Below are 26687 nucleotides of genomic sequence, written 5' to 3'. Positions count from 1 at the left end.
TTGTTACTCTTAGTCAAAGACCGGGTGGCAAGGTAAAGGTATCGCCACAGGTTGGCAAAACACTAAGCATATTTGCATTAATGCTTGGTAGGGGGCTACAAGGTTGCCTTGTTTATATGCGGCATCAAACTGAGCTAATTGTTTGGTAATTTGTTCGAGTACTTGGATGTTCAAGCGGTTTAAGGCCTGTTGTACAACAGCTTGTTGGTTTTTCCAAATATTATACTTTTTGTATAAATCAGCCATATTGGCACCATTCAAGCGCCCGTGTTGCATTGCCAGTAAGTTAGCGGCTTCTTTATTGATGGCCCAAAAAATACTCATGGCTTCAGTGTTATCGGCAGCCAGCTTAGTCATTACTTTAACTGCTTGTTCGGCGTGGCCATTTAATAAAGCATCACTCAAATCAAAAATATCAAACCTTGACTGATTTAGTAGCCCTTGCATCACAGCTTGTTGGTCAATTAGCTCACTACCATAAAGCAAAGATAGCTTTTCTAACTCTTGATGACAGGCAAGTAAATTTCCTTCAGTGGCATCAATTAAGCTTTGTTTCGCGTTGTTATGAAGGTTTAAGTTCAAACGGTAGCATTGCTCATCTAACCAGCGGCTCAGGTGATTACCTGTTAATGGGTAACAAGGAACAAATAAGCCTTGCTTATCGAGGGCTTTAAACCAAGCACTGCGTTGAATATCTTGGCTGGCTTTGGCACCTTTTAAAACCAAAATAGTATCGGGATTAGCAAGCTCAACAAGCTGCTTAAAGATTTGACTGCCTTGCGTACCTGGTTTTTGCTCGTTTAAATCAAACTCAATTAAGGTACGAGCGCTGAACAGTGACATACTTTGGTATTGAGCAACAATTTCTTGCCAATCAAAACCCGGCATTAAAGTAAATTTGATTACCTCGTCAAAGCCTTGCTGTTTAGCTGCTTGACGAATTTGCATGATGCACTGAGCAATTTGATAAGGCTCTTCACCAAACACCATGTAAAAAGGCGCGAGGCCTTTTTTTAACTGGCTAGGAAGCTGGTTTGCATAACAACGCATTACAGTTGTGATAACTCACGAACAATACGACGACTCGCTTGCTTACGAATTTCGCCTAATAGCAAATCAAGCTCTTTTGCTTTTGCAAGGGCATTGTCTGGGTCGTCTTGGTAGTTACGATACAATTCAAAGCTTTGATTAATCGCTTTTTGCCCAGGGCGCTTGAGGGTATAGCTTACACTGTAGGCAAGTTCATACTCAGCAACCTGACCATTATCAAATAATGACAAGATTTGACGCTCTAAACGGTCTTTGTGGATCTTTAACTCAGGGTGTTTACCAACTTGGTTAAGCTCAACTTTACTCGCAATAAGCTCTTTTTCGACTAATTCGAATAAGGCTGACTTTTCATCATCGCCAACAAGGGTGAGTACTTTCAAGTCGTCAGGCAAGTTAGAGGCTTTCTTTAAGTGAAAGCCACAACTTGTCAGCAGTAAACAGACTAGCGCAAGGGCTAGTCCGTTTTTCAGTGCTTGAAGCGCTGCCATCTTAGTTAGCAACCACGTTAAGTAGTTTGCCAGGTACGTAAATTACTTTACGGATAGTCGCGCCTTCAGTGAACTTAGTCACGTTTTCTTCAGCAAATGCTAATGCTTCAACTTGCTCTTTGGTTGCATCAGCAGGCACTGTTAACTTAGCACGTAGCTTACCGTTAACTTGTACAATGATTAGCTTCTCATCTTCAACAAGTGCTGACTCATCAACTGTTGGCCATGCTGCATCTAAGATGTCGCCTTCTTTGCCAAGGTCTTGCCATAACTGGTGACACATGTGCGGTGTGATAGGCGCAAGCATGATAAGTAATGCTTCAAGTGCTTCGTTAGCAATTGCCACATCTTGTTTATCAGCAAGTGGTGCCTTAAGTAACTTGTTCGAGATTTCCATGATAGCAGCGATTGCAGTGTTGAATGTTTGACGACGTTCAACGTCATCAGTCACTTTTGCAATTGCTTTATGAAGTTCACGACGAAGAACTTTTTGGTCGTTGTTTAATGCTGATTTATCAAGCGCTTGGTAGCCTACTGTTTCTACATCAACAGCGTATTTCCAAATACGTTTTAAGAAACGCATTGCACCTTCAACACCTGAATCAGACCATTCAAGAGTTTGCTCTGGTGGTGCTGTAAACATCATGAATAAACGAACTGTATCTGCACCGTACTCGGCAATAACTTGTTGTGGGTCGATACCGTTGTTTTTCGATTTCGACATTTTGCTCATGCCCGCAGAGAACACCGGCTCGCCATCTTCTTTGTGCCATGCTTTAACAACACGACCTTTGTCGTCTGTTTCAGTTTGTACGTCTGTTGGTGAAATCCAGATATCACCGCCTTTCTCATCTTTACGATAGAAAGTATCAGCTAGTACCATGCCTTGACATAATAAGCGCTCAAATGGCTCATCTGAGTTTACTAAACCAAAGTCACGTAATAATTTGTGGAAGAAACGCGAGTAAAGTAAGTGCAAGATCGCATGCTCAATACCACCAATGTATTGGTTTACTGGTAACCAGTAATTTGCAGCACCTGGCTCGATCATGCCTTCGTCAAAACGTGGGCTACAGTAACGAGCGTAGTACCAAGACGATTCCATGAAGGTATCGAAGGTATCTGTTTCGTGGAATGCAGGCGCGCCATTTACTGTTGTTTTAGCCCACTCAGGATCAGCTTTGATTGGTGAAGTCACACCATTCATTACTACGTCTTCTGGTAAGCGAACCGGAAGCATGTCTTCTGTTGCTGCAAGCTCATCACCATTTTCGTCGCTAAGCATTGGAATTGGAGAACCCCAGTAACGCTGACGGCTAACACCCCAGTCACGTAGACGGAAATTAACTTTACGCTCACCTACACCAAGCGCTTCTAGTTTGTCTGCAACGGCATTAAACGCTGCTTCAAACTCAAGACCATCGAACTCACCCGAGTTAACTAACACACCTTTTTCTGTGTAAGCTTGGTTGTCTAAATCAACCGTTTCTTCAGAACCTGCAGCTGGTGCGATAACTTGAGCAATTTCAAGGCCATAAGCTGATGCGAACTCGTAGTCACGTTGGTCATGTGCAGGAACAGCCATAACTGCGCCTGAGCCGTAATCCATTAATACAAAGTTAGCAACCCAAATCGGTACTTGCTTACCTGTTAATGGGTGAATCGCATAAAAGCCAGTTGCAATGCCTTTTTTGTCCATGGTTGCCATGTCTGCTTCAGCGATTTTCGTGTTTTTACACTCATCAACAAACATAGCTACAGCGTCGCTGTTTTTAGCGGCTTCTTGTGCAATTGGGTGACCGGCAGCAACCGCTACATACGTCACACCCATGAAGGTATCTGGGCGCGTTGTGTAAACACTGAATGTATCTTCGTTATCTGCACGCTTAAATTCGATTTCTAAACCTTCAGAACGACCAATCCAGTTGCGCTGCATGGTTTTAACTTGCTCAGGCCAGTGATCAAGTTTATCTAAATCGTCTAGTAGCTCTTGTGCGTAATCAGTGATTTTGATGAACCATTGTGGAATTTCTTTTTGCTCAACAATGGCACCTGAACGCCAACCACGACCATCAATAACTTGTTCGTTAGCAAGTACAGTTTGGTCAACTGGATCCCAGTTTACTGTTGACATCTTTTTGTATACTAAGCCTTTTTCGTAAAGCTTAGTGAAGAACCACTGTTCCCATTTGTAGTATTCTGGGTGACATGTTGCGATTTCACGATCCCAATCATAACCAAAGCCTAATTGCTTTAACTGGTCGCGCATGTAATCGATGTTTTCGTAAGTCCACTTAGCAGGTGCTGTGTTGTTTTTGATTGCCGCATTTTCAGCAGGTAGACCAAACGCATCCCAACCCATAGGTTGCATTACGTTTTTGCCTTGCAAGCGTTGGAAGCGTGATACTACGTCACCAATGGTGTAGTTACGAACGTGACCCATGTGGAGTCGGCCGCTTGGGTATGGGAACATAGATAGGCAGTAATACTTTTCTTTGCTCTCATCTTCAGTGACTTTAAATACTTGGTTTTCTTCCCAGTAGGCTTGTACTTTTGACTCAATGTCTTGCGGGTTATATTGCTCTTGCATCTACGATTCCAGACTTCTTGCAAATTAATAAAAAATTGTCGATAAGGATAACCCAAAATACATGCTAATCACAGCGGCAAATAGGCGCTTTTGTTAATTTTCCAAGGAAATATATTTTCAGGGCAGGTTAACCTATACTCAACTAGAATAACGGTTGATTTTTCATCATTTTTGAAGGAGTAAACGATGGCAGATTATAAATCTTGGCTTAGTGATTTAAGTGCATGGCTTAAAGACGTAAAAGATCATGAGCTAAAAGATGCAATGGAAAAATTTGTTGAGTCAGAGCAAGCACTTAAAGACTTAGGGCAAGAAAAGCTCAATCAGTATCGTGACTATCTACAACGCGATATCGACCACATTAAAGAAAACGACAGTCACTATGATTCACTCGCATGGCTTGAGCTTAAAGAATCGCTTTGGTATGAGTTATCGCACATTGAAGATAAAACCCAACTCGAATGGCAAGCCTTAAACCAAGATTTTCAACATAATGGTGTTTATCAAGAGGGAGAATGGATAGCCATGGGCACATTAGTATGTAAAAATTGTCAGCATAGTTACGATGTTTACCATGCTACGCAAATTACTCCTTGTACTGAATGTGGCGGTATTTATTTTCGCCGTAAGGCATTACAACCTTAATCAGTGACGCAGGCTTGTGCTGGGCGTTACCTATAATGCCCAGTCAAGACTGGGAAATAAGAAGTTAGAATGACAAAAAAACTAATCCCTCTACCTATTTCTGCGTTAGCGCCTAAGATTGCCGCAAGTCATGTTGCGACTTGTATGCAAAACCCATATCCAGAAGCGTTGCCATTTATTGGTCAACAACGTGCACAAAGTGCCCTCGATTTTTCACTCGGAATGGAATTACCGGGTTACAATGTTTATGTGATGGGTGAAGCGGCTCATGGTCGTTACACCTTAGTAAAAGACAAACTCACAGCCCATTCTAAAGACCGCCCAACGCCTAATGAGTGGTTGTATGTTAACAACTATGATGACCACCGCGAGCCAATCGCGTTATTTATGCAAGCAGGTCAATCAAAGCAGTTAGCTGACGATATAGATTCATTTATCGACGAAGTACTCGATACATTCCCAGCGGCTTTTGATAACCCAGGTTATCAGCGCAAGAAAAAGTCAATCGACCGTGAGTTTACCGATACTTACGATGCGGCAATTACTGCTGTTGAAATTGCAGCTCTTGAACAAAGTGTGGCACTGATTGAAGAAAATGGCGTTGTTGGATTTGCGCCTTTAGTGAATGGTAAACAACTGAGCGACAGTGAATTTTCAGCCCTTGATGAGCCGCTGCGTATTGAATTTTATGAGGTTATCGAAAAGCTTGAAGACGCATTAATCGAAGCGCTGATTGAGCTTCCTCGCTGGAAACGAGAGTCATCCGAAAAACTACGTAACCTTAAAAAATCAACTGCTGAGCTTGCCACTAAGCCACTAATTAAAGCCCTTGAACATAAATACGCGACACACATCGGTGTATTACGTTATTTAAAAGACATTCGTGAAGAAATCATTGATGCGGTACTTGAATGGCTCGACGATGATGAAAACGACGAAAACAAAGAAGACTTTGACCGTAAAGGGATGCTCACAGACTTCTTTGCGCCAAATATTCTAGTCGAATACAAAGAGGGCGATGCAGCCCCTGTGGTGTATGAGCCAAACCCAACTTTTGGCAATATTTTCGGCAAAATTGAATATGCGACTTCGCAAGGCTCGCTTATCACCAGTTACCGCTCAATTCAGCCAGGTGCACTGCATCGTGCTAATGGTGGCTATTTGATTATGGATGCTGAAAAAGTCATGGCGAACCCACAAGTGTGGGATGGCCTTAAGCTTTCTTTAAAAACGCATCAAATTAAAAACGACTTACCCTATCAAGACAGCTCTGTGGGAAGCAGCTTCACGTTACGTCCGCAGCTTATTCCTCTTGATGTAAAAATAGTGCTGCTAGGCTCTCGGGACCTTTATTACACCATTGGTGAATATGACGAAGAGTTTGCAGAGTTATTCCGTGTACTTGCTGACTTTGATTATTACTTGCCAAGTAGCGATAAACTGCAATATCAGTTCATTACCAAGGTGACTGAGTATTGTCAGCAAACACTCAACTGCACGGTAAATGAAGCTGCAATGGCAAGATTATTAAAGTTTAGTTATCGCCAAGCTGAGCACCATAACAAGCTCTCAGCTCGCTTTGCAGATGTATTAGAGTTAGTGGCAGAAGCCAGTTTTTATGCCAAACAAGATGGCCAAACCGTGATTGATGCTCATCACATAGATGAAGCCATTGTTGGTAAGCAATACCGCACAGGGCAAATTTCTGAAACCATGCTGAGTGATATCAAAGAGGGGCAAATTTTAATTGCAACCGAAGGTCACGCAGTGGGCAAAGTAAATGGCTTAACTGTGCTACATATTGGCGATACCTCATTTGGTACACCTGCACGCATAACAGCCACTGTATACGCAGGTGCTGATGGCGTAATTGACGTTGAACGTGAAGCCGAGCTGGGTAAAGCCATTCACTCAAAAGGGGTGATGCTATTAACTGGTTACTTAGGTAATAAGTATGCTCAGCAATTTAGCCTAACGCTCAGTGCCAATATCGCAATAGAGCAAAGCTATGGCTACATCGACGGTGATAGCGCCTCATTAGCAGAGCTGTGCGCGCTTATATCAGCCATTACAAACTTACCTATTAGCCAATCTATTGCACTGACAGGTTCAATTAACCAGCATGGTGATGTGCAATCAATTGGTGGCGTAAACGAGAAAATAGAAGGCTTCTTCAAGCTTTGTAAAATGCGTGGCTTAACCGGCGAGCAAGGGGTGATTATTCCTAAATCAAACCAAGTTAATTTAGTGCTTGATGACGAAGTACTCGATGCCGTTGAAAAAGGGCGCTTTAATATTTATGCCGTTGAAACCGTTGATCAAGCACTGAGCTTATTAATGGATAAAGACGCAGGTGAAATGACCGCAGAAGGTTACCCTGAAGGCTCTATAAACGCGCTAGCCTTAGCAAGGCTTGCCAATATTGCAGATATCGTAAATGGCGACAATGATGATGAGAAGGACGCAGAATGATTAATTTAATACTTTTACTGATCATTGGTATTTTTTGTTTTTTAATTTTTAAAAATAGTAAAAAGGCGAAGCTACAAGCCCTTGAAAATGAAAAACTCGCCGCGGACTTTTTAGCGAATAACAGTAAAGCCGACGATGTTCATGAAACCACATCTGGGCTGCAATACAAAATTGAGCAAAGTTCAGGTAATGATACAAAGCCAAGTGCAACCAGTAAAGTAAAGGTTCACTATCATGGCACGCTTATGGATGGCAGTGTTTTTGACAGTTCAGTGGTAAGAAATTCGCCAATTAGCTTTGGTTTAAATCAAGTCATTGCAGGTTGGACCGAAGGCTTACAGCTAATGAACGAAGGGGATAAGTTTACCTTTTATATCCCGCCTCAGCTTGCTTACGGCCGTAAACGCGTCGGCAGCATTCCAGCAGGTTCGCTACTTATATTTGATGTAGAGTTGATTAAGATAGAATCTTAAAATGTTAAAAAGGCTTCATCATGAAGCCTTTTTTAATAGTTATTTCTTAACCCTTACAAATACACCCACGGCACTCAGTAATATCACTACTGCCCACACTGGCCAATTGCCGTATTGGCTATAAATACTATCGCCTTTAATCAAAGTGATATTGGCCTCAAGTACATCAGCTTTAAATTGTGGCATAGCTAATTGTGATTGAGCGATAGGGTCGTAAACGGCGCTAATACCATTATTCGTCACGCGAATTAGCGGGCGCTGTAACTCTAGGGCGCGCATACGCGCTATTTGCATGTGCTGATGCGGGCCATGTGAGTCACCGAACCACGCATCGTTACTCACCGTGAATAAAATGTCGGAGTCACTGCGATAATTACCACGAACCAACTCAGAAAAAGCAATTTCATAGCAAATAGCCGGTAAAATATTTAAGCCATTTGCGCGTAAATTGTTTTGCACTTCATCGCCACGAGTGAAAGATGACATAGGTAAATCAAACAGTGGCGCAATTGGACGTAAGAAGTCCTGAAACGGCACAAACTCACCAATAGGTAATAACTGATGCTTTTGATAGCGGTTTTTACCTAAATATTGATAGTGGCCTTCACTGTCATCATCTTCTTTTTTACCAAGCACTATTAAGGTATTAAAAATGTTACGCGTGTCGTATTGGTAATCAACGATACCGGTAATAAGTGCGGTGTCATTAAACGTTGCTGCACTATCAAGGCCTGTTAAATACTCGGTTGATAAAGCTTCAAGCTCCGGCACCGCAGCTTCTGGCCAGACAATCAAATCAGCATTCCAATGCAGGCGAGTCATATCCTGGTATTTGCTCATAGTCGTCCAAAACTCAGACGGTTCAAAGCGAAGATGCTGTTTAATATTACCCTGCACTAGTACAGTCTTAATGGTTTTGTCTTGGTAGTGTAGCTGGCTGCTGCTTGCAATCGTATATAAGCCAGCTAATAGGGCTACAGAGGCGATAAGAGGTTTGCCATCTTTGCTAGCTAGGCGATATAAAGCAAACGCAATTAACATACATACAAGCGTAATCCCAAACTCACCAATCACTGGGGCTAAAAAATTAAGTGGGCTGTCTGTTTGCGTGTAACCAAAACTCAGCCACGGAAAGCCTGTTAACAATGTGCCACGTAAGTATTCTGTGGTTGCGATAGCGGCGAGTAACCAACATATAAAGCTATATGGGCCTGTAGCAAGGCGTGTTGCCAGCCAAGTAGCTAATGCAGGATAAAGGGCTAAATAAGCACAAAGCAACACCATTAACGAAAGTGATGCGATTAATGGCATGCCACCAAAGGTCGCTATTGATACATGCACCCAGCTTATACCTGCACCAAACCAACCTAAACCAAATATAAAGCCATATTTAGCACTTTGTTTAGCGGCTAATTTACCGTTTGCGAGAGGGTTAATGCAGTAGAGTAGAGCACCAAGGGAAAGAAAAGTTATAAACCATAGGTTATAGGGTGCGTAACTTAAGGTTAAAAAGAGGCCCGCAATAAGTGCGAGCCAGGCTTTTTTATCTTTTGCAAGGTGACTTAGGTTAGTTAGCAGTTTCTTCACTGTCGTTATCATCAGCCTTTGGAATGGTGACTTGCAATTGTAAGATACGGCGGTTATCTGCGTTAGTGACTTTAAATTGTAAGCCTTCTACCTCGATTGTTTCACCACGGCTTGGCATATGGCCAAATGCATGTAAAACAATACCACCTATGGTGTCAGCATCTGAGGTGCTGTAACCAGTTTTAAAATACTCATTAAAGTCATCAACTTCAGTCAGCGCTTGCACAGCGTAAACGTGTTTTGCAACTTGGCGAATATCTTGTAGGTCTTCACTTTCATCGTGCTCATCTTCGATTTCACCAACGATGATTTCAAGGATATCTTCGATAGTGACAAGACCAGACACACCACCATACTCATCAATAACAATCGCCATGTGGTAACGTTGTTGACGGAACTCATTAAGCAGCGTGTCTACACGTTTACTTTCAGGCACTACAACTGCAGGACGCAAATATTCACGTAAAGAAGGCAGTTGCTCATCTTTATTGATGATCAGTGGTAATAAATCTTTTGCTAATAAAATACCCTCAACATGGTCTTTGTCTTCACATACCACAGGAAAACGTGAATGTGTTGAATCGACCATCATAGGTAATAGCTCTTCTAATGGTGTATCAACCTCTAAGGTTACCATTTGCGAGCGTGGGATCATGATGTCCCGCACTTTCAGCTCTGATACACCTAGCACACCTTCAATCATATCCTTGGTTTCAGGGTCGATAAGGTCGCGTTCTTGCGCATCGGCAATTACTTCTACCAGCTCTTCTCTATTCTGGGGTTCCCCTTGCAACATTTGGGCTATGCGGCCCAGCCACGTTTTGCCAGAAGAACCCTGGCTAGTTTGCGAGTTGTCGTCGCTCATTGCGTCTAATTGCTCCGTTAATTTAAATATCGTCTCGATATGGGTCAGCGATGTCCAGATCGGCAAGTAATTGCTTTTCTATGCTTTCCATTTCAAGTGCATCTTCGTCCTTTATATGGTCAAATCCAAGTAAATGCAAGCATCCATGGATAACCATATGGGCAAAATGGTCGTGAAAGGTTTTTTCTTGCTCAATTGATTCGGCTAAAACAATAGCCGGACAAATGATTAAATCACCTACTAAAGGTAACTCAATGCCCGGTGGTGCTTCAAACGGAAAAGATAAGACATTAGTCGGTTTATCTTTGCCGCGGTAATCATTGTTGAGCTGCTGGCTTTGTGCTTCATCACTGATCACTATAGTCAGCTCTGCATCTTCACGGTAGTTGCTAAGGGCTTTGTCAGCCCATAGCTGGAATTGTTCAAAGCTTGGTAAGTCGTCAAACTCACAGGCTATTTGTAAATCTAATTCGGTCACGAGTTTGCTTCTTGTTGGTTTGCTTGCGCTTCTTTCGCACGTTGCTTCTCTGCACGTTTTAAACGTTCTGCTTCATCGTTACGCTCATAAGCTTCAACGATACGAGCAACAACCGGGTGGCGAACCACATCGTGTGATTGGAAGAAGTTAAAGCTAATTTCATCGACACCGTTTAATACTTCGATGGCATGACGTAGGCCTGAGCGGGCACCACGCGGTAAATCGACTTGTGTGATATCACCCGTGATCACCGCTTTTGAATTAAAACCAATACGAGTTAAGAACATTTTCATTTGTTCTGCTGTGGTATTTTGGCTTTCATCGAGAATAATAAACGCGTCATTAAGCGTACGACCACGCATGTAGGCAAGGGGCGCGACTTCAATCACGTTTTTCTCTATTAACTTTTCTACACGCTCAAAACCCAGCATTTCAAATAATGCATCGTATAGAGGGCGTAAATACGGGTCGATTTTTTGGCTTAAGTCACCTGGTAAAAAGCCTAGTTTTTCACCAGCTTCAACCGCAGGACGAGTTAATAAAATACGGCGAATTTCTTGACGCTCTAAGGCATCAACAGCTGCAGCAACCGCTAAATAAGTTTTACCTGTACCGGCTGGGCCAATACCAAAGGTAATATCGTGGTGCAAAATATTTGCAACATACACGCCTTGATTATCATTGCGCGGTTTAATAACGCCACGGCGAGTTTTAATCACCATGTCTTTGCCATATACACCTGGGTTTTCATCTTGCTCTAGCGCATTTGATTCGCTAATTGCCAAGTGTACGGCTTCAGGTTCAATCTCGCCAATCAGGCCGCGAATAGGTTGAGTTTCAATATAGAGGTTTTTTAGTATCTCAACAGCCGCTGCTGCAAGGTGCAGTTTACCAGTTACTCTGAAGAAATTATCACGGTGTGCAATCTCAACACCAAGGCGGCGTTCAATTTGCTTAATGTTTTCGTCAAACGGACCACATAAAGATGAAAGGCGTTTGTTGTCGGCGGGTTCTAAATAAATCTCTAATGTTTTTAACTGATTACTCAAAATTGCTTCCTATTGATGGGTGCAGGCTGTGCCTGCACCAAGTGTCACCCTAAGGTACGAAAGTAGCAACGCCAATTTCGTTAGGGGCCGCAGCGGCCTCAGCTTCAGCAGCTTTACTTAAAATAGCTGAAGGTGCCACAACACGGCGTAAGTTCATTTCTGATTCTGTACGAATTAGTTCACCACGTAAAGAGTTTGGCAATGCTTCTGTAATACGTACATCAACGAATTGACCGATCACTGAGTGAGGGCCTTCAAAGTTAACCACTCGGTTGTTCTCAGTACGGCCACGTAATTCCATTGGGTTCTTCTTAGAAGGACCTTCAACTAGGATACGCTGTTCGGTATCAAACATTTGGCGGCTGATTTGCTGCGCCATTTGCGTGATACGGTTTTGCAGAATGTATAAACGTTCTTTTTTCTCTTGCTCTGTTACGTCATCTGGTAAATCAGCAGCAGGCGTACCAGGGCGCGCACTGTAGATGAAGCTAAAGCTCATATCAAAACCAATATCATTGATAAGGTTCATAGTTGCTTCAAAGTCCGCTTTACTTTCGCCAGGGAAACCAATGATGAAGTCTGAAGACATGCTTAGGTTAGGGCGAATTTTACGTAACTTACGAATCGTAGATTTGTACTCGAGTGCAGTATGACCACGTTTCATAAGGTTAAGAACACGGTCTGAACCACTTTGCACTGGTAAGTGTAGGTGGTCAACAAGCTCAGGTACGTCTGCGTACGCATCAATGATATCTGGCGTAAATTCTACAGGGTGCGATGTGGTATAACGAATGCGGTCAATACCGTCAATCGCAGCGACATAACGTAATAGATCAGAGAAGTAACAAATTTCACCGTCGTGAGTTTCACCACGATACGCATTTACGTTTTGACCAAGTAGGTTTACTTCGCGAACACCTTGCTCTGCAAGTTGGGCAACTTCAAGTAAGACGTCATCAAGTGGGCGGCTTACTTCTTCACCACGTGTATAAGGAACTACGCAGAATGTACAGTATTTAGAACAACCTTCCATAATTGATACAAACGCAGTAGGGCCTTCCGCTTTTGGCTCTGGTAAACGGTCGAACTTTTCAATCTCAGGGAATGAAACGTCAACTACCGAGCTGCTGTCGCCACTTTGCACTTGCTTAATCATTTCAGGTAAGCGGTGTAATGTTTGCGGGCCAAAGATTACATCAACAAACGGCGCACGTTGACGAATTGAGTCACCTTCTTGCGATGCAACACAGCCACCAACACCAATGATTAACTCTGGTTTGTCGTCTTTTAATAGTTTCCAACGGCCAAGCTGATGGAATACTTTCTCTTGTGCCTTTTCACGGATTGAACAGGTATTGAGTAAGATCACGTCAGCGTCTTCAGCTTCTTCAGTTAACTGATAGCCGTTAGTCGCATCTAGTAGATCAGCCATTTTCTGAGAGTCGTACTCGTTCATCTGACAACCCCAGGTTTTAATATGCAGCTTTTTACTCATTGAAATATAGCCTCGTTTTCAATTCGGTAGTGACACAAAAATGTGTTAGAAACAGGATTAAGTGGCAAGTATGCCGACTTAAAGGACGCGTATTTTAGCTGGATACCCGCACAGATCCAAGTATAGTTTTTATCTTTGTGGTGTGAAATCAAACAAGTCACTGTTTTGAAATTCATAAGCGGTAAATGCACTGACACGCAATATTGAATTACGTTACAATTTATCCCGTATTTAAATAGCCAAATGAGCGAATATTAAATGAATAAAAATAAGGTAATTGTTGTCGGTGGCGGCATGGTAGGTGCTGCTACTGCTGTAAAACTGGCCAAGCAGGGTAGGGATGTCACCGTTATCGAAAAGCACCTTATCGATGCTGATCACATTTTAAGCTCAGATAAGGTAGATATTCGCATTTCGGCTATTAATCGTTTTTCAGAGAATTTACTTGATGAGCTTGGTGCAATGCCGCTACTAAGACAAAATCGTATCGCACCTTATCAACAACTAGAGGCCTACCAGCAACAAGGCGAGAATTTATTGTTTGATTGCCATGAAATTGGCGAAACGCATTTAGGTCATTTAATCGAAAATAATTTAATTCAAGCAAGTCTTTGGCGGCAATTCGCCAAGTATGACATCGAAGTGATAGAGCAGTTATCTGCCATCACGGATATCACTCAAACGGTTGATTCAATCACCTTACATTATGGCGATACTCAATATACCGCAGATTTAGTTGTTGCTGCAGATGGTGGACAGTCACAATTGCGAACTAAAGCTGGTTTAGGTGTAACGGGTTGGCAATATGGCCAGCATTGCATGGGCGTGTTAATCAAATTAGATGCCTCACAGCAGGTAAAAACGTGGCAACAATTTACGCCAACCGGGCCTGTGGCGTTTCTACCGATGCAGGCGCCTTATGCTAATTTAATTTGTTATCACGATGCAGGGGTTTTAAAGCAGTGGCAAAAATTGTCGAATGAGCAACTTAAAGCAAAACTCATTGACCATTTTCCTGAACTACCGGGCGACTTTGAATTACTTGAGCATGCTGTTTTTCCACTTGCACGCCAACATGCCAATGATTACTCGCATAGACGTTTAGTTTTAGTGGGTGATTCGGCGCACACAATTAACCCGCTTGCTGGGCAAGGTGTGAACCTAGGGTTTCAAGATGTTGTAGCACTGGCAGATATTTTGGCAGATCAACCTGATGTTGGTCAGCAAGCGTTATTAAAACGCTACGAGAAAAAACGCCGCCACGCTAATTTACTGATGATGAGCATGATGGATGCATGTTACTTTGGTTTTTCAAACGAGATTAAACCATTGAGCTGGGTGCGCAGTAAGTTTTTAAAGCTTGCTAATAACACAGGCCCTGCAAAGAACTGGGTTTTAAAGTACGCGATCAGCGGGACATTAAGTTAATCGTAAAAAATTAATCTTCAAAAGACAAAGAAGCGGGGTAATGAAAATTAGCCCGTTTTTTTGTGCTAATACTGAATATACTTTGGAGAAACTTGAAACTTGAAACTTGAAACTTGAAAGGGAAGTAAGTAGTTGGCTGGGATACCAGGATTTGAACCTGGGAATGGCAGGATCAAAACCTGCTGCCTTACCGCTTGGCGATATCCCAACGCTAAACTTGAAGAGTTTTAGTTCTACTTAAGAACATGGTGCGGAAGGAGAGACTTGAACTCTCACAACCGAAGTTACTGGAACCTAAATCCAGCGCGTCTACCAATTCCGCCACTCCCGCATCATTTGTACTAAAAGTACTGGTATTTATTTTAGACTCTTCATTGAGTATTCTTTATCACTTTAAGAAAGTGGCTGGGATACCAGGATTTGAACCTGGGAATGGCAGGATCAAAACCTGCTGCCTTACCGCTTGGCGATATCCCAACAAAGAATAATTTGATAGTTTTGGTTCTTATCAAGAACATGGTGCGGAAGGAGAGACTTGAACTCTCACAACCGAAGTTACTGGAACCTAAATCCAGCGCGTCTACCAATTCCGCCACTCCCGCATCATTCGTACTAAAAGTACTGGTAGTTATTTAAACTCTTCATTGAGTGCAGCTTTAACTCCTGCAGAGCCATTCTGAAGAAAGAATGGTGGCTAAGACGGGATTTGAACCTGTGACCCCATCATTATGAGTGATGTGCTCTAACCAACTGAGCTACTTAGCCATCGTGGCTGGGATACCAGGATTTGAACCTGGGAATGGCAGGATCAAAACCTGCTGCCTTACCGCTTGGCGATATCCCAACAAAAGCTTGATAGTTTGAGTTCTTATCAAGAACATGGTGCGGAAGGAGAGACTTGAACTCTCACAACCGAAGTTACTGGAACCTAAATCCAGCGCGTCTACCAATTCCGCCACTCCCGCATCATTCGTACTTAAAGTACTGGTAGTTATTTTAAACTCTTCATTGAGCAACAAAAAGAATGGTGGCTAAGACGGGATTTGAACCTGTGACCCCATCATTATGAGTGATGTGCTCTAACCAACTGAGCTACTTAGCCATCTTTTTTGTTAGCACTTCATCGCTGAGTGCGGGGCGTATTATGCTGATATGACCTAAATCCGTCAACACCTTTTTTGCAAAAAAATGCTTATCAGTGTTTGTTTGCATTAAAATTAAGCTAAGTGGCGAAATTTCATTTAAATTGCTGTTTTTTTGACTGCAATTTATGGGTTTAATTCCCAAACGCATAGTAAGAGTTTTAAAACGTACATTTAAAGTTGCTTGATTTTCATACAAAAATCAAGTTTCAAAATTAGTTAGCGTGATCTTTTAGGTGATTTAAACATAAAAAAGTGAAAGCGAATGAATTTATATAGGCTATTTTGTCACTAAGGGGGCTTATTTTTACTTTTAAAATCCCCACAATTTGCTAATCGAGCAGTCAATAGGTCACAAAATTGCTAGCGAGCTTTGAAATCCCCTCTAATTAACTGTTGTTATCACTCATTTGCTTTCGACGACGATTCACTGTTAAGCATAAATAACACCGTACATAACTAAAAAGAACAAGCAGAGGTAAGGCTGCAGAAGTATTAACCACCATGCTTTGATGATTTAGGGAAGGGTTAGTAATATTTAGGCAATAAAAAAGGCTCGTAATAACGAGCCTTTAATAATCGAATGAGCAAATATGCTTATACGTTAAATAAGAAGTTCATCACATCGCCGTCTTTAACGATGTATTCTTTACCTTCTTGACGCATCTTACCAGCTTCTTTAGCACCGCTTTCGCCTTTAAACTCAATGTAGTCGTCAAATGCGATAGTTTGTGCACGAATAAAGCCACGCTCAAAGTCAGTGTGGATTTTACCCGCAGCTTGTGGTGCAGTCGCACCTACTGGGATTGTCCATGCACGTACTTCTTTAACGCCAGCAGTGAAGTAGGTTTGTAATTTAAGTAACTCGTAACCACCACGGATCACTAAGTTAAGACCTGGCTCTTCTAAACCTAGGTCAGCCATAAATTCTAGTTTATCTTCTTCTTCAAGTTCAGATAACTCAGATTCAATCGCTGCACATACTGGAATAACAACCGCATCTTCTGCAGCAGCAATTTCACGTACTTTGTCTAGGTAAGGGTTATTTTCAAAACCATCTTCTGCCACGTTAGCAATATACATGGTAGGTTTGATTGTTAAGAAGTTAAGCGGCTTAATCGCTGCTTTTTCTTCTTTTGTTAGTTCTAAAGAACGTAACGTTAAACCTTCATCTAAGTGTACTTTTACTTTTTCTAAAACAGCATTTTGCTCTTTAGCGTCTTTGTCGCCGCCTTTTGCTTTTTTAGCATTACGAACAATCGCTTTATCAGCACTGTCCATATCAGCAAGTACTAATTCAGTGTTAATTACATCGATATCATCAGCAGGGTCAATTGTGCCAGCAACGTGAACAATGTTTTCGTCTTCAAAACAACGAACAACGTGACCAATCGCATCTGTTTCACGAATGTTTGCTAGGAATTGGTTACCTAAACCTTCACCTTTCGATGCGCCTTTTACTAGACCGGCAATGTCAACGAATTCCATCGTCGTTGGTAAAATACGCTGAGGATTTACGATAGCGGCTAAATCATTCAAGCGCGCATCAGGAACCGGTACCACACCCGTGTTAGGCTCAATGGTACAGAAAGGGAAGTTAGCGGCTTCAATACCCGCTTTAGTTAGTGCATTAAATAGAGTTGATTTACCAACGTTTGGCAAACCAACGATGCCACATTTAAAACCCATAGTAAGATACCTTGTGTAATTTCATTAAAACGGATTAAGGTTTAAATGAATGTAGTCTGTTTTGTGCTTTTAACACACCATCTTTTGCAAGTATTTCCATACAACGAACTGCTTCGTCAACGGCGGCGTCCATTTTTTCTTGATCGTCTTTCGCGGCTTTACCTAGCACCCAGCCTGTTACCATTTCTCGGTGACCTGGATGACCAATGCCAATGCGAAGGCGCATGAAATCTTTTTGGTTTGCCATTTTCGCAATAATATCTTTTAAACCATTGTGACCGCCGTGGCCGCCACCTTTTTTAAGTTTTGCAATCCCAGGATCTAAGTCCATTTCGTCATGAGCAACGAGAATGTTCTCAACAGGGATTTTAAAGAAATTAGCGAGACTACTCACCGCCTTACCACTTAAATTCATATAAGTTGTAGGGATCAGTAATTTAAATTCTTGGCCTTGAATAATCACTTTGCCGGTGAGGCCGTGATATTTAGGATCATGTTTGAGTGTGCAGTTATAACGTGCAGCCAGTTCTTCGATGAACCAAGCACCTGCATTATGGCGTGTGTTTGCGTATTCGGGGCCTGGATTAGCCAGGCCCACAAGCATTTGAATAGAATTCAAGGTGTTTACACCTTAAAAATTATTCTGCAGCGTCTTCTGAAGCTTCTTCTTCAGCTGGAGCTGCTTTGTTAGCTTTAACAGTAACAACTGACTGATCGTGATCAGCGCCTTTAGTTAGCTCAACAGATGCAACACCTGAAGGAAGTTTAAGGTCAGAAAGGTGGATTGAATCACCAGCTACTAAATCTGAAACGTTAACTTCAACGAACTCAGGAAGTGCTTTAGGAAGACACGTGATTTCGATTTCAGTTAATTGGTGAACAACAGTGTTACCAGCTTTAGTTACTTTCTCTTCACCGATGAAGTGTACAGGCACTTTAGTGTGAAGTTTGTGAGTAGCATCTACACGTTGGAAGTCTAAGTGAGTGATCTTAGGCTTGTACGGGTGACGTTGAATATCTTTAAGGATAGCTTCAACTGACTCGCCACCGATGTTTAAAGTAAGGATGTGCGTGTAGAAACCTTCGTCTTCTTGCGCTTTGATCATATCTTTGTGTGCAAGAACGATTGATGCAGCTTCTTTGTCAGCACCGTAAAGGATTGCAGGAACTTTATCTTCACGGCGTAGGCGGCGGCTCGCACCAGTACCTGTTTCTGTACGTAATTCTGCATTGTAAGTGTAAGTTGACATAATGTCTCCAATAATTAATAGTCTTAGGGCCTTTGCGACCAAGGTCCCCAGCCAAAAGGCGCGCTATCATACCACCCCTTTCGGGGAAAATAAATAACGACTACAAAAAAAGCACCTAAGCGGTGCTTTTTTTAGTATTGCAGTAATGTTGATTAGTGTTCAAACATCGCTGAAATAGATTCTTCGTTGCTGATACGACGGATTGTTTCAGCAAGCATATCTGCAAGTGTAAGCACTTTGATTTTATCAATTGCTTTAAGCTCATCAGATAGTGTGATTGAGTCAGTTACGATAACTTCGTCAATGACTGAGTTACGAATGTTCTCAGCTGCATTACCTGAAAGTACTGGGTGAGTAGCGTAAGCAAATACGCGTTTTGCACCGTGTTCTTTAAGCGCTGCTGCTGCTTTACATAAAGTGCCACCGGTATCGATCATGTCATCAACGATGATACAGTCACGACCTTCAACGTCACCAATAATGTGCATTACTTGTGAAACGTTTGCTTGTGGACGACGCTTGTCAATAATAGCAAGGTCTGTGTCGTTTAATAGCTTAGCGATTGCACGAGCTCGAACAACACCACCGATATCAGGAGAAACAACAACAACGTCATCGAAGTCGCGTTCTTTCATATCTTCAAGTAGAACTGGGCTACCAAATACGTTATCAACTGGTACGTCGAAGAAACCTTGGATTTGTTCAGCGTGTAAATCAACCGTTAGAACGCGGTCAACACCAACACTTGAAAGGAAATCTGCAACTACTTTAGCTGTAATTGGTACACGAGCAGAGCGCACGCGGCGGTCTTGACGTGAATAACCAAAGTAAGGGATAACGGCAGTAATACGTCCAGCAGACGCACGACGTAGGGCATCAACCATAACGATAAGCTCCATTAAGTTATCGTTAGTAGGGTTACAGGTTGATTGGACAATGAAAACGTCAGAGCCACGAACATTTTCATTAATTTGAACACTGATCTCACCGTCACTAAAACGGCCAACAACAGCATCGCCTAATTCAATATACAAACGTTTTGCAACTTTTTGAGCTAGCTCAGGTGTTGCGTTACCAGCGAAGAGCTTCATGTCAGGCACGGTAGGGTTCCTCAGGCACTGAATTTTGGGACTAACAGGCTATGGTAGGCACCAAAGCAGGTTAACATTTACTTGTACGTTACTTCATTTCAAAGTGAGCATTTAATGCTGTATGAGCAGGAGAAAGTGTAGCACTACTTGCAACAAAACCTGTCCATTTTTCTGGTAATTGAGCTAAAACTTGTTGTGCTTGTGCCTCGGTTGAAAACTCAGCAAAGCAGCAAGCGCCTGTACCAGTCATCTTTGACGGGGCGTATTTTAGCAACCACTGCAGGGCTTTTTCAACCTCGGGGCAGAGCTTTTTAACTAAAGCCTCACAATCATTGCCTAAATTTTCTGTTTGCCAGTCTGCTTTTAGCTTAGGTGTGTCGCGCTTTAAATCTGGGTGAGTAAAAATTTTCGCGGTGCTCACATGCTGCCCTGGATGCACCACACAGAACCAACTTTGCGGTAATTCAACATTTTCTAGTTGCTCGCCAATCCCATGCGCAATGGCAGTGTGACCATTTATAAATACTGGTACATCAGCGCCTAATTTCACCCCAAGCTCTGCTAATTCTGTAAGTGATAAATCACAGCCCCATAGTTTATTAAGAGCAAGTAGGGTAGTGGCGGCATCAGATGAGCCACCGCCAACACCACCGCCCATAGGTAAACGTTTTAATAGCTTTATTGAAGCGCCTTGTTGGCAATTACAGTGTTGTTGTAATAAACGGGCTGCTTTATATATAAGGTTATCTGCAAGCTCAATACCGTTTGTATCACCAGTTACAGAAATATCTGGCTCGTTACTAACCGTAAATGTTAAGTCATCACCAAACTCTAAAAAGGTAAATAAGGTTTCGAGTTCATGGTAGCCATCTTCACGGCGACCATTTATATGAAGGAATAAATTAAGTTTTGCAGGTGCTATAATAGTTAGCGGGGCGGTTGAAGTGTGTGCCATGATTAATTTAACTGCCAATCATTAAGTTGAATTTTAATACGAATTTTATTGTTTTTAAGGCTTAGCTTAACAGGAAGCCAATAACCATCTTGTTTGATGTAATCTGAATAGGTAATCTGCCACTGTTGACCATTGTGAGCTTGCCAAACAAGACTTTTTAAACGGCCTTGCTCATCATAGCTGGCTTGATCGCTCTCGACAGTGCCTTTTAGCCATTTTGCGGCATTATCCAATGGGATTGAAAAACCGGTTAAACGATATAACAACATTGATGCATCACGGTCGGTATAAACATTGTCGTCATACTCAAGTTCAGCACCTTGTGCATTTTGTTTTAAAGACAAAATGCGGGTACCAATAAAACTGGTAAGTACCATGTCACTGTATTGCTCATCATGTTGCCAATTTAAATTGGCTGACTGGCGCTGCTCTGTACTAATAAATGCCATTTTGCCTTGCACTTGCCATTGAGCTTGTTGTTCTAATCGGCTTTTCCAGTCAGGATAAATGTAATCAACTGTTGAAATTTTTTGCGCGCAACCGCCGATAAATAAAAAAAACATGAATAAAATCAAATATTGTTTAATCAAATGTCGTTCCTTACTTTCCATATTCCGCTGATTTTTGGTAAAATTAATGCCTTTACAGCTGGGCTTAGCAATATTTGGTACATATGACCATCGTAGCACTTGGTATAAATCACAAAACCGCATCCGTAGAATTACGCGAAAAAGTCGCGTTTTCGCCTGAGCAAATGTCTGAGGCGTTACAGCAATTAAGTGGTCATGCGCATTTTAATGAAGCGGTTATTGTTTCGACCTGCAACCGAACTGAAATCTATTGTAGCCTTGCCGAGCGTAATTCCCAAACCTTGTTGCACTGGTTAGCCAGTTTCCATGGTTTGGATGAACAAGAACTGAGCAACAATATCTATTACCATGAAGATCACGAAGCAATTAATCACTTAATGCGGGTGTCTTGTGGCCTAGATTCGTTAGTACTTGGCGAGCCGCAAATTTTAGGGCAAATAAAACAAGCCTACCATAATGCAAAAACTCACGATGCCATTGGTGTAACCTTTGACCGCTTGTTTCAAAAAACATTTTCTGTGGCAAAACAAGTTCGTACCGAAACTGATATTGGTGCTAGCGCCGTATCTGTTGCCTATGCCGCGGTTAATCTTGCGAAACATATTTACGGCAAACTAGATAAAACTAATGTACTGCTAATTGGTGCAGGTGAAACGATTGAATTAGTTGCTAAGCACTTATACCAAAACGATCCGCAAAAAATCACGGTGGCAAACCGTACTATTGAACGCGCTAAAACGTTAGCCAGTGAGGTTAACGCGGATGTGATTGCACTTGCCCAGTTACCTGAGCGTTTACACGACGCCGATATTGTTATTAGTTCAACCGCCAGTACCTTGCCTATTATTGGTAAAGGGGTGGTAGAGCAGGCGCTGAAAAAGCGCCGCCACAAACCAATGTTATTTATCGATATTGCGGTACCGCGTGATATCGAGAGCCAAGTAGGCGAATTAGATGCTGCCTATTTGTATTCAGTTGATGACTTACAAGCCATAGTAAGCGAGAATATCGCCGCCCGTGAGCAGGCTGCGGAGCAAGCGCAAGCTATTATTCGCTCACGTACCGATGAATTTGCTATGTGGTTGCGTTCACTCGATTCGGTGGATCTTATTCGCCATTATCGCAACGATGTACAAGATATAAAGTCAGAACTTGTCGAAAAAGCCCTTGGCCAGCTACAAGCAGGTAAAGAGGCAGAAAAAGTAATACTCGAGTTGGCAAACAAACTGACCAACCGCTTGATGCACGCACCTACCCGTGCCATTCAAGATGCTGCTAAAAAAGGTGAAGCAGCGGAGTTAAGCCAATTAAAGAAAATGTTAGGTATTGATCAGGAATAGTCGTTAAATGAAAGAGTCTGTTTATAGAAAATTAGAAACCTTAGTTGAGCGTTATGAGGAAGTGCAAGCGCTACTAAGCGACCCCTCTGTGATCAGCGACCAAAATCGCTTTCGTGCCTTATCTAAAGAATACTCAGAATTAGAAGAAATCGTAAAAGCATTTTTAGCGTACCAACAAGCACAAGATGATGTTGCTACAGCAGAAGAAATGTTAAAAGACTCTGATCCTGATATGCGTGAAATGGCGCAAGAAGAATACAAAGAAGCAAAAGCACAAATTATTGCATTAGAAGATGAAATCCAAATTCTAATGTTACCAAAAGACCCTAAAGACAATAATAATGTTTATTTAGAGGTTCGTGCCGGTACCGGTGGTGATGAAGCTGCTATCTTCGCAGGTGATTTATTCCGTATGTATAGCCGCTACGCTGAAACTAAAAAGTGGAAAGTAGAAGTAGTAAGTACTAACGAAGGTGAGCACGGCGGTTATAAAGAAGTCATTGCGCATATCTCCGGCGAAGGCGTGTATGGTCAGCTTAAGTTTGAATCAGGTGCGCACCGTGTACAACGTGTACCAGAGACTGAGTCGCAAGGCCGTGTTCATACCTCAGCTTGTACTGTAGCCGTTATGGCAGAAATTCCTGAAGCGGAAGCAATTGAAATTAACCCTGCTGATATCAAAGTCGATACTTTCCGTGCATCGGGTGCCGGTGGTCAGCACGTAAATAAAACTGACTCAGCAATCCGTATTACACACATTCCAACGGGTGTGGTTGTAGAGTGTCAGGATGAGCGTTCACAGCATAAAAACCGTGCCAAAGCGATGTCTGTACTAGGTGCACGTTTACAACAAGCTGAAGATGAAAAGCGTCAAGCGGCTGAAGCGTCAGAACGTCGTAATTTAGTAGGTAGTGGTGACCGCTCTGAGCGTATTCGTACCTATAACTACCCGCAAGGTCGTATTACCGATCACCGTATTAATTTAACACTTTATCGTTTGAATGAAGTGGTTGCCGGTGATTTAGGAAGTGTTATCGAACCTCTAATGCAAGAACACCAAGCTGACTTACTTGCTGCGATGGGCGATGAATAATCGTGCCGCAAAGCATTGAACAAGCAATTGTTGCTGCAACGGCGTTATTAACGCCTAGCAGCGACAGTGCTAAGTTAGACGCACAAGTCCTGTTATTATCCATTCTTGATAAACCTCGTAGCTACTTATTTACCTGGCCCGAAAAACAACTTACCGAACAGCAACAACGTGATTTTGAACAAGCATGTCAGCGTCGTTTAAATGGTGAACCAGTTGCTCATATTGTTGGTTTTCGTGAATTTTGGAGTCTTCCTTTAAAGGTTAATCCAACAACTCTGATCCCAAGACCTGATACCGAAACGTTAGTTGAATATGCTTTAAGCCTTGAGTTACCTACTGCTGCAAACGTGCTTGACTTAGGCACTGGCACAGGGGCAATTGCCTTGGCATTAGCCAGTGAAATGCCTAATTGGCAGGTGACAGGGGTTGATAGAGTGGCTGATGCAGTTGAGCTTGCCAAAGAGAATAAACTACGACTCAATATTAGCAACGCTACTTTTGCGTTGAGCAATTGGTTTAGTGCAGTAAGTACACAAAAGTTTGACCTAATTGTTAGCAATCCTCCGTATATTGAACATGATGATGAGCATTTAAGCCAAGGTGATGTTCGCTTTGAACCGCTCTCTGCATTAGTTGCAGATGACGACGGTATGGCTGATATAAAACAAATTATTACTATCGCACGTGACTATTTAGCAACAAATGGCTATCTTTTAATTGAACATGGCTACAAACAAAGTGTGAAGGTACAAGAATTTTTTGCACAAATGTCGTATAGCCATATACTTACAATTAAAGATCTTGGCGGTAATGACCGTGTAACGTTAGCACAATGGCCTAAATAACAATTAAGTGCACTGTGCGTACATAGCCTTTGAGGATCCCATAGAATGGATGATTTTTTGTTTTCGGATGAAGCACTTGATGAAGTAAATGAGGTGGTTCAGGGTAGTTGGAAAGTCATCGTCGTAGATGACGAGCCAGAAGTACATGCCGTAACAAAGCTTGCGTTGAGTGACTTTGAATTTCAAGATAAACGTTTAGAGTTTATTAGCGCCTATTCGGGTGAAGAAGCTAAGCAGGTTATTCAACAGCATCCAGATGCGGCTATCGTACTACTCGATGTGGTTATGGAAACCGACGATGCAGGCCTCAAAGTCGCTAAGTTTATTCGCGAAACCGCAAAAAATAATCACATTCGTATCATTCTTCGTACAGGCCAGCCTGGGCAAGCGCCAGAGCGCCAAGTTATCGTTAATTACGATATCAATGACTACAAATCAAAAACTGAATTAACCGCACAAAAACTATTCACTGTGGTGATGTCGAGCTTACGTTCTTACCGTGACATTTTATCGATTGAGCAATCTCGCCAAGGCCTCGAAAAAATTATTAAAGCATCGCGAGATATTTTTTCGACTCATTCTCTTGAGAGCTTTATTGAAGGGGTGATGCAGCAACTTACCTCATTGCTAGGTACTGTTGATCAAGCTATGTATGCAACAAGTTTAGTTGCCAGTAACCCGCAAGATAACCAAAAGAAGCTAGTGGTGTTTTCAGGGCGAGGTGAGTTTGAACGCAGTGAAGGCAAGGCGATTGAAGAAGTGCTTGATGAGGAGCAGTTACAAGCCTGCCAACAAGCACTGAGCGAAAAAACCATCGTCTACCGTGAAAACTATTTATTTGCTTATTGCTGTAGTGAATGTAATCACAACTCGATGTTATTTATTTCCGGTATCCCGAAGCATTTAACTGACACTCAGCGCCATTTGATTGAAATTTTCTCGCAAAATGTACAGCTGGCGTATGAAAATGTGCAGCTACAATCTGAAATTGAAGCAACACAGCAAGAGTTAGTATTTAGACTTAGTGAAGCATTAGAGCAACGTTCAACAGAAACCGGTAATCATGTAAAACGTGTATCGCACATTTGTTATGAACTTGCCATGGGCTATGGTCTATCAAAACGCGAAGCAGAGCTTATTCGCTTAGCTGCGCCACTGCATGATGTGGGTAAAGTGGGTATTCCTGATGCTATCTTAAATAAGCCTGGGCCACTTACCGACGAAGAGTGGGCCATTATGCAGCAACATGCTGAAAAAGGTCATTTAATTTTAAAAGGTTCAAATCGTGACATTGTTAATACTGGGGCGATTATTGCGTTATCGCACCATGAGCGTTGGGATGGTTCAGGCTATCCGAAAGGTTTAAAAGGTGATGACATTCCAATTGCAGGTCGCATTGTCGCCTTAGCTGATGTGTTTGATGCACTGCGCCATAAGCGCTGTTATAAAGAGCCGTGGTCACTTGACGATGTAGTTAAAGAAATTAATGCGCAACAGGGTAAACAATTTGATCCTAAGCTAATCGAAGTGTTTAATCAGCGTGTTAAAGAAATTGAAGACGTACTTGTACGTTATCCAGATTAATTAAAATAAAATTAGGGGCATATGGATTATTTAGCAGTAAAACATACTCACATGTTATTTGCCGTGTTGAGTATTATCTTATTTTACGTTCGTTCTTTTTCACGCTTAAAGACGGGCGCTCTGGCAAAAAATAAAGTGGTGTTTATTGGCAGCCACAGTATCGACACCTTATTACTTGTTTCTGCCGTGGTATTGATTGTAATGGCAGGTTTTAACCCACTTGAACAATCTTGGTTATTAGAAAAGATAATCTTAGTGGTTGCTTATATTGCGCTGGGTATTGTTGCAGCTAAGCAAAGCGCACAAGGCGCGAAGGTTGTATTACTTGCTATAACCACGCTTATTTTATTAGCAATTGGTTATTTAGCCTCTGCAAAAACAGCACTTCTTTTATAACAAATCTCTAGGCGGTATTTGATGGCATTGGCTGTCGTACCGCTTTTTTATATCTCATCGCTCAGTATTGGTAACTTAGGGCAAAAGTAGGT

General features: G+C 42.1%; 23 protein-coding genes and 8 tRNA genes. 9 read left to right on the top strand and 22 right to left on the bottom strand.

All coding sequences use genetic code 11. From position 1 onward, the window contains the following. Positions 1 to 9: 9 nt before the first annotated feature. The 3 genes from holA to leuS are packed head-to-tail and all read right to left on the bottom strand — an operon-like array spanning position 10 to position 4128. The gene (gene holA, locus HUS61_RS03965; protein ID WP_175082124.1) at positions 10 to 1050 is read right to left on the bottom strand and encodes a DNA polymerase III subunit delta; all 1041 of its coding nucleotides are present in this window, start codon (positions 1048 to 1050) and stop codon (positions 10 to 12) included. Further along, positions 1050 to 1538, bottom strand: coding sequence for an LPS assembly lipoprotein LptE (gene lptE, locus HUS61_RS03960; protein WP_054561826.1), 489 nt, complete (start codon positions 1536 to 1538; stop codon positions 1050 to 1052). The genes holA and lptE overlap by 1 nt, the downstream gene beginning before the upstream one ends. A gap of 1 nt (position 1539) precedes the next feature. Next, on the bottom strand, positions 1540 to 4128 hold the full coding sequence (gene leuS, locus HUS61_RS03955; protein ID WP_175079005.1) for a leucine--tRNA ligase: 2589 nt from the start codon (positions 4126 to 4128) through the stop codon (positions 1540 to 1542). Positions 4129 to 4314: 186 nt separating this feature from the next. On the opposite strand from leuS, the gene HUS61_RS03950 reads away from it, so the two are divergent. The 3 genes from HUS61_RS03950 to HUS61_RS03940 all read left to right on the top strand — a co-directional run bounded on the left by HUS61_RS03950 (position 4315) and on the right by HUS61_RS03940 (position 7718). Next, entirely contained in the window at positions 4315 to 4773 is a 459-nt protein-coding gene (locus tag HUS61_RS03950) for a zinc ribbon-containing protein (RefSeq protein ID WP_054551664.1), read from the top strand. Positions 4774 to 4842: 69 nt separating this feature from the next. Then, on the top strand, positions 4843 to 7245 hold the full coding sequence (locus HUS61_RS03945; protein WP_062564353.1) for a Lon protease family protein: 2403 nt from the start codon (positions 4843 to 4845) through the stop codon (positions 7243 to 7245). Then, positions 7242 to 7718, top strand: coding sequence for an FKBP-type peptidyl-prolyl cis-trans isomerase (locus tag HUS61_RS03940; RefSeq protein ID WP_175079007.1), 477 nt, complete (start codon positions 7242 to 7244; stop codon positions 7716 to 7718). The genes HUS61_RS03945 and HUS61_RS03940 overlap by 4 nt, the downstream gene beginning before the upstream one ends. A 39-nt stretch (positions 7719 to 7757) precedes the next feature. Here the strand turns inward: HUS61_RS03940 and lnt are convergent, their stop codons facing one another. The 5 genes from lnt to miaB are packed head-to-tail and all read right to left on the bottom strand — an operon-like array spanning position 7758 to position 13192. Further along, positions 7758 to 9305, bottom strand: coding sequence for an apolipoprotein N-acyltransferase (gene lnt / locus HUS61_RS03935; RefSeq protein WP_175082125.1), 1548 nt, complete (start codon positions 9303 to 9305; stop codon positions 7758 to 7760). After that, positions 9286 to 10170, bottom strand: a complete 885-nt coding sequence (corC, locus tag HUS61_RS03930; protein ID WP_054551660.1) for a CNNM family magnesium/cobalt transport protein CorC — start codon at positions 10168 to 10170, stop codon at positions 9286 to 9288. Before corC ends, lnt begins: the two co-directional genes overlap by 20 nt. Positions 10171 to 10192: 22 nt before the next feature. After that, positions 10193 to 10648, bottom strand: a complete 456-nt coding sequence (gene ybeY, locus HUS61_RS03925) for an rRNA maturation RNase YbeY (protein ID WP_175082126.1) — start codon at positions 10646 to 10648, stop codon at positions 10193 to 10195. After that, positions 10645 to 11697, bottom strand: coding sequence for a PhoH family protein (locus HUS61_RS03920; RefSeq protein ID WP_054551658.1), 1053 nt, complete (start codon positions 11695 to 11697; stop codon positions 10645 to 10647). Before HUS61_RS03920 ends, ybeY begins: the two co-directional genes overlap by 4 nt. A gap of 49 nt (positions 11698 to 11746) precedes the next feature. Further along, entirely contained in the window at positions 11747 to 13192 is a 1446-nt protein-coding gene (miaB, locus tag HUS61_RS03915; protein WP_175082127.1) for a tRNA (N6-isopentenyl adenosine(37)-C2)-methylthiotransferase MiaB, read from the bottom strand. A gap of 258 nt (positions 13193 to 13450) precedes the next feature. Here miaB and HUS61_RS03910 point away from each other — a divergent pair, with 258 nt between their 5' ends. Then, a complete protein-coding gene (locus tag HUS61_RS03910) occupies positions 13451 to 14620 on the top strand; it encodes an FAD-dependent oxidoreductase (protein WP_175082128.1) in 1170 nt (389 codons plus the stop codon). 133 nt (positions 14621 to 14753) lie between these two features. Here HUS61_RS03910 and HUS61_RS03905 read toward each other — a convergent pair. The 14 genes from HUS61_RS03905 to lolB form a co-directional block, all read right to left on the bottom strand. Continuing rightward, a tRNA-Gln gene (locus HUS61_RS03905) sits at positions 14754 to 14828 on the bottom strand. Between the two features lie 38 nt (positions 14829 to 14866). Beyond that, positions 14867 to 14951 (bottom strand) — tRNA-Leu (locus HUS61_RS03900). A 71-nt stretch (positions 14952 to 15022) separates the two neighbouring features. After that, a tRNA-Gln gene (locus HUS61_RS03895) sits at positions 15023 to 15097 on the bottom strand. 40 nt (positions 15098 to 15137) lie between these two features. Further along, positions 15138 to 15222 (bottom strand) — tRNA-Leu (locus HUS61_RS03890). A gap of 86 nt (positions 15223 to 15308) precedes the next feature. Next, a tRNA-Met gene (locus HUS61_RS03885) sits at positions 15309 to 15385 on the bottom strand. Between the two features lie 4 nt (positions 15386 to 15389). Next, positions 15390 to 15464, bottom strand: a tRNA-Gln gene (locus HUS61_RS03880). A gap of 36 nt (positions 15465 to 15500) precedes the next feature. Beyond that, positions 15501 to 15585: transfer RNA gene (locus HUS61_RS03875), tRNA-Leu, on the bottom strand. A gap of 60 nt (positions 15586 to 15645) precedes the next feature. Next, positions 15646 to 15722 (bottom strand) — tRNA-Met (locus HUS61_RS03870). 637 nt (positions 15723 to 16359) lie between these two features. Continuing rightward, positions 16360 to 17451 (bottom strand): redox-regulated ATPase YchF, encoded by a 1092-nt coding sequence (gene ychF / locus HUS61_RS03865; protein ID WP_055022130.1) that lies wholly within the window; start codon positions 17449 to 17451, stop codon positions 16360 to 16362. Between the two features lie 34 nt (positions 17452 to 17485). Then, positions 17486 to 18070, bottom strand: a complete 585-nt coding sequence (gene pth / locus HUS61_RS03860) for an aminoacyl-tRNA hydrolase (RefSeq protein WP_082389177.1) — start codon at positions 18068 to 18070, stop codon at positions 17486 to 17488. A gap of 19 nt (positions 18071 to 18089) precedes the next feature. Then, positions 18090 to 18701 carry a 50S ribosomal protein L25/general stress protein Ctc gene (locus tag HUS61_RS03855; protein WP_130167046.1) on the bottom strand — a complete coding sequence of 204 codons (612 nt, stop codon included), beginning with the start codon at positions 18699 to 18701 and terminating at the stop codon, positions 18090 to 18092. 152 nt (positions 18702 to 18853) lie between these two features. Further along, the gene (locus tag HUS61_RS03850) at positions 18854 to 19801 is read right to left on the bottom strand and encodes a ribose-phosphate pyrophosphokinase (protein WP_054551652.1); all 948 of its coding nucleotides are present in this window, start codon (positions 19799 to 19801) and stop codon (positions 18854 to 18856) included. 79 nt (positions 19802 to 19880) lie between these two features. Further along, entirely contained in the window at positions 19881 to 20747 is an 867-nt protein-coding gene (gene ispE, locus HUS61_RS03845) for a 4-(cytidine 5'-diphospho)-2-C-methyl-D-erythritol kinase (protein WP_175082129.1), read from the bottom strand. Positions 20748 to 20749: 2 nt separating this feature from the next. Then, complete coding sequence (gene lolB / locus HUS61_RS03840; RefSeq protein ID WP_175082130.1) at positions 20750 to 21337, bottom strand: lipoprotein insertase outer membrane protein LolB; 588 nt, start codon at positions 21335 to 21337, stop codon at positions 20750 to 20752. A gap of 83 nt (positions 21338 to 21420) precedes the next feature. Here lolB and hemA point away from each other — a divergent pair, with 83 nt between their 5' ends. The 5 genes from hemA to HUS61_RS03815 are packed head-to-tail and all read left to right on the top strand — an operon-like array spanning position 21421 to position 26595. Beyond that, a complete protein-coding gene (gene hemA / locus HUS61_RS03835) occupies positions 21421 to 22677 on the top strand; it encodes a glutamyl-tRNA reductase (protein ID WP_063528692.1) in 1257 nt (418 codons plus the stop codon). Positions 22678 to 22684: 7 nt separating this feature from the next. Beyond that, positions 22685 to 23770: a peptide chain release factor 1 gene (gene prfA / locus HUS61_RS03830; RefSeq protein ID WP_054551648.1), complete on the top strand. Its 1086-nt coding sequence runs from the start codon at positions 22685 to 22687 to the stop codon at positions 23768 to 23770. 2 nt (positions 23771 to 23772) lie between these two features. Further along, the gene (gene prmC, locus HUS61_RS03825) at positions 23773 to 24615 is read left to right on the top strand and encodes a peptide chain release factor N(5)-glutamine methyltransferase (protein ID WP_175082131.1); all 843 of its coding nucleotides are present in this window, start codon (positions 23773 to 23775) and stop codon (positions 24613 to 24615) included. A 45-nt stretch (positions 24616 to 24660) separates the two neighbouring features. Then, a complete protein-coding gene (locus tag HUS61_RS03820; protein ID WP_175082132.1) occupies positions 24661 to 26199 on the top strand; it encodes a response regulator in 1539 nt (512 codons plus the stop codon). 21 nt (positions 26200 to 26220) lie between these two features. Further along, positions 26221 to 26595 (top strand): SirB2 family protein, encoded by a 375-nt coding sequence (locus HUS61_RS03815; RefSeq protein ID WP_175082133.1) that lies wholly within the window; start codon positions 26221 to 26223, stop codon positions 26593 to 26595. The last annotated feature ends 92 nt before the right edge of the window (positions 26596 to 26687 follow it).

Origin of the sequence: Pseudoalteromonas sp. 0802 (assembly GCF_013350085.1) — a bacterium.
In the GTDB taxonomy this organism is placed as follows: domain Bacteria; phylum Pseudomonadota; class Gammaproteobacteria; order Enterobacterales; family Alteromonadaceae; genus Pseudoalteromonas.
Note: the sequence above shows the minus strand (reverse complement) of the source record. Positions and strands in the feature narration are given on the sequence as shown.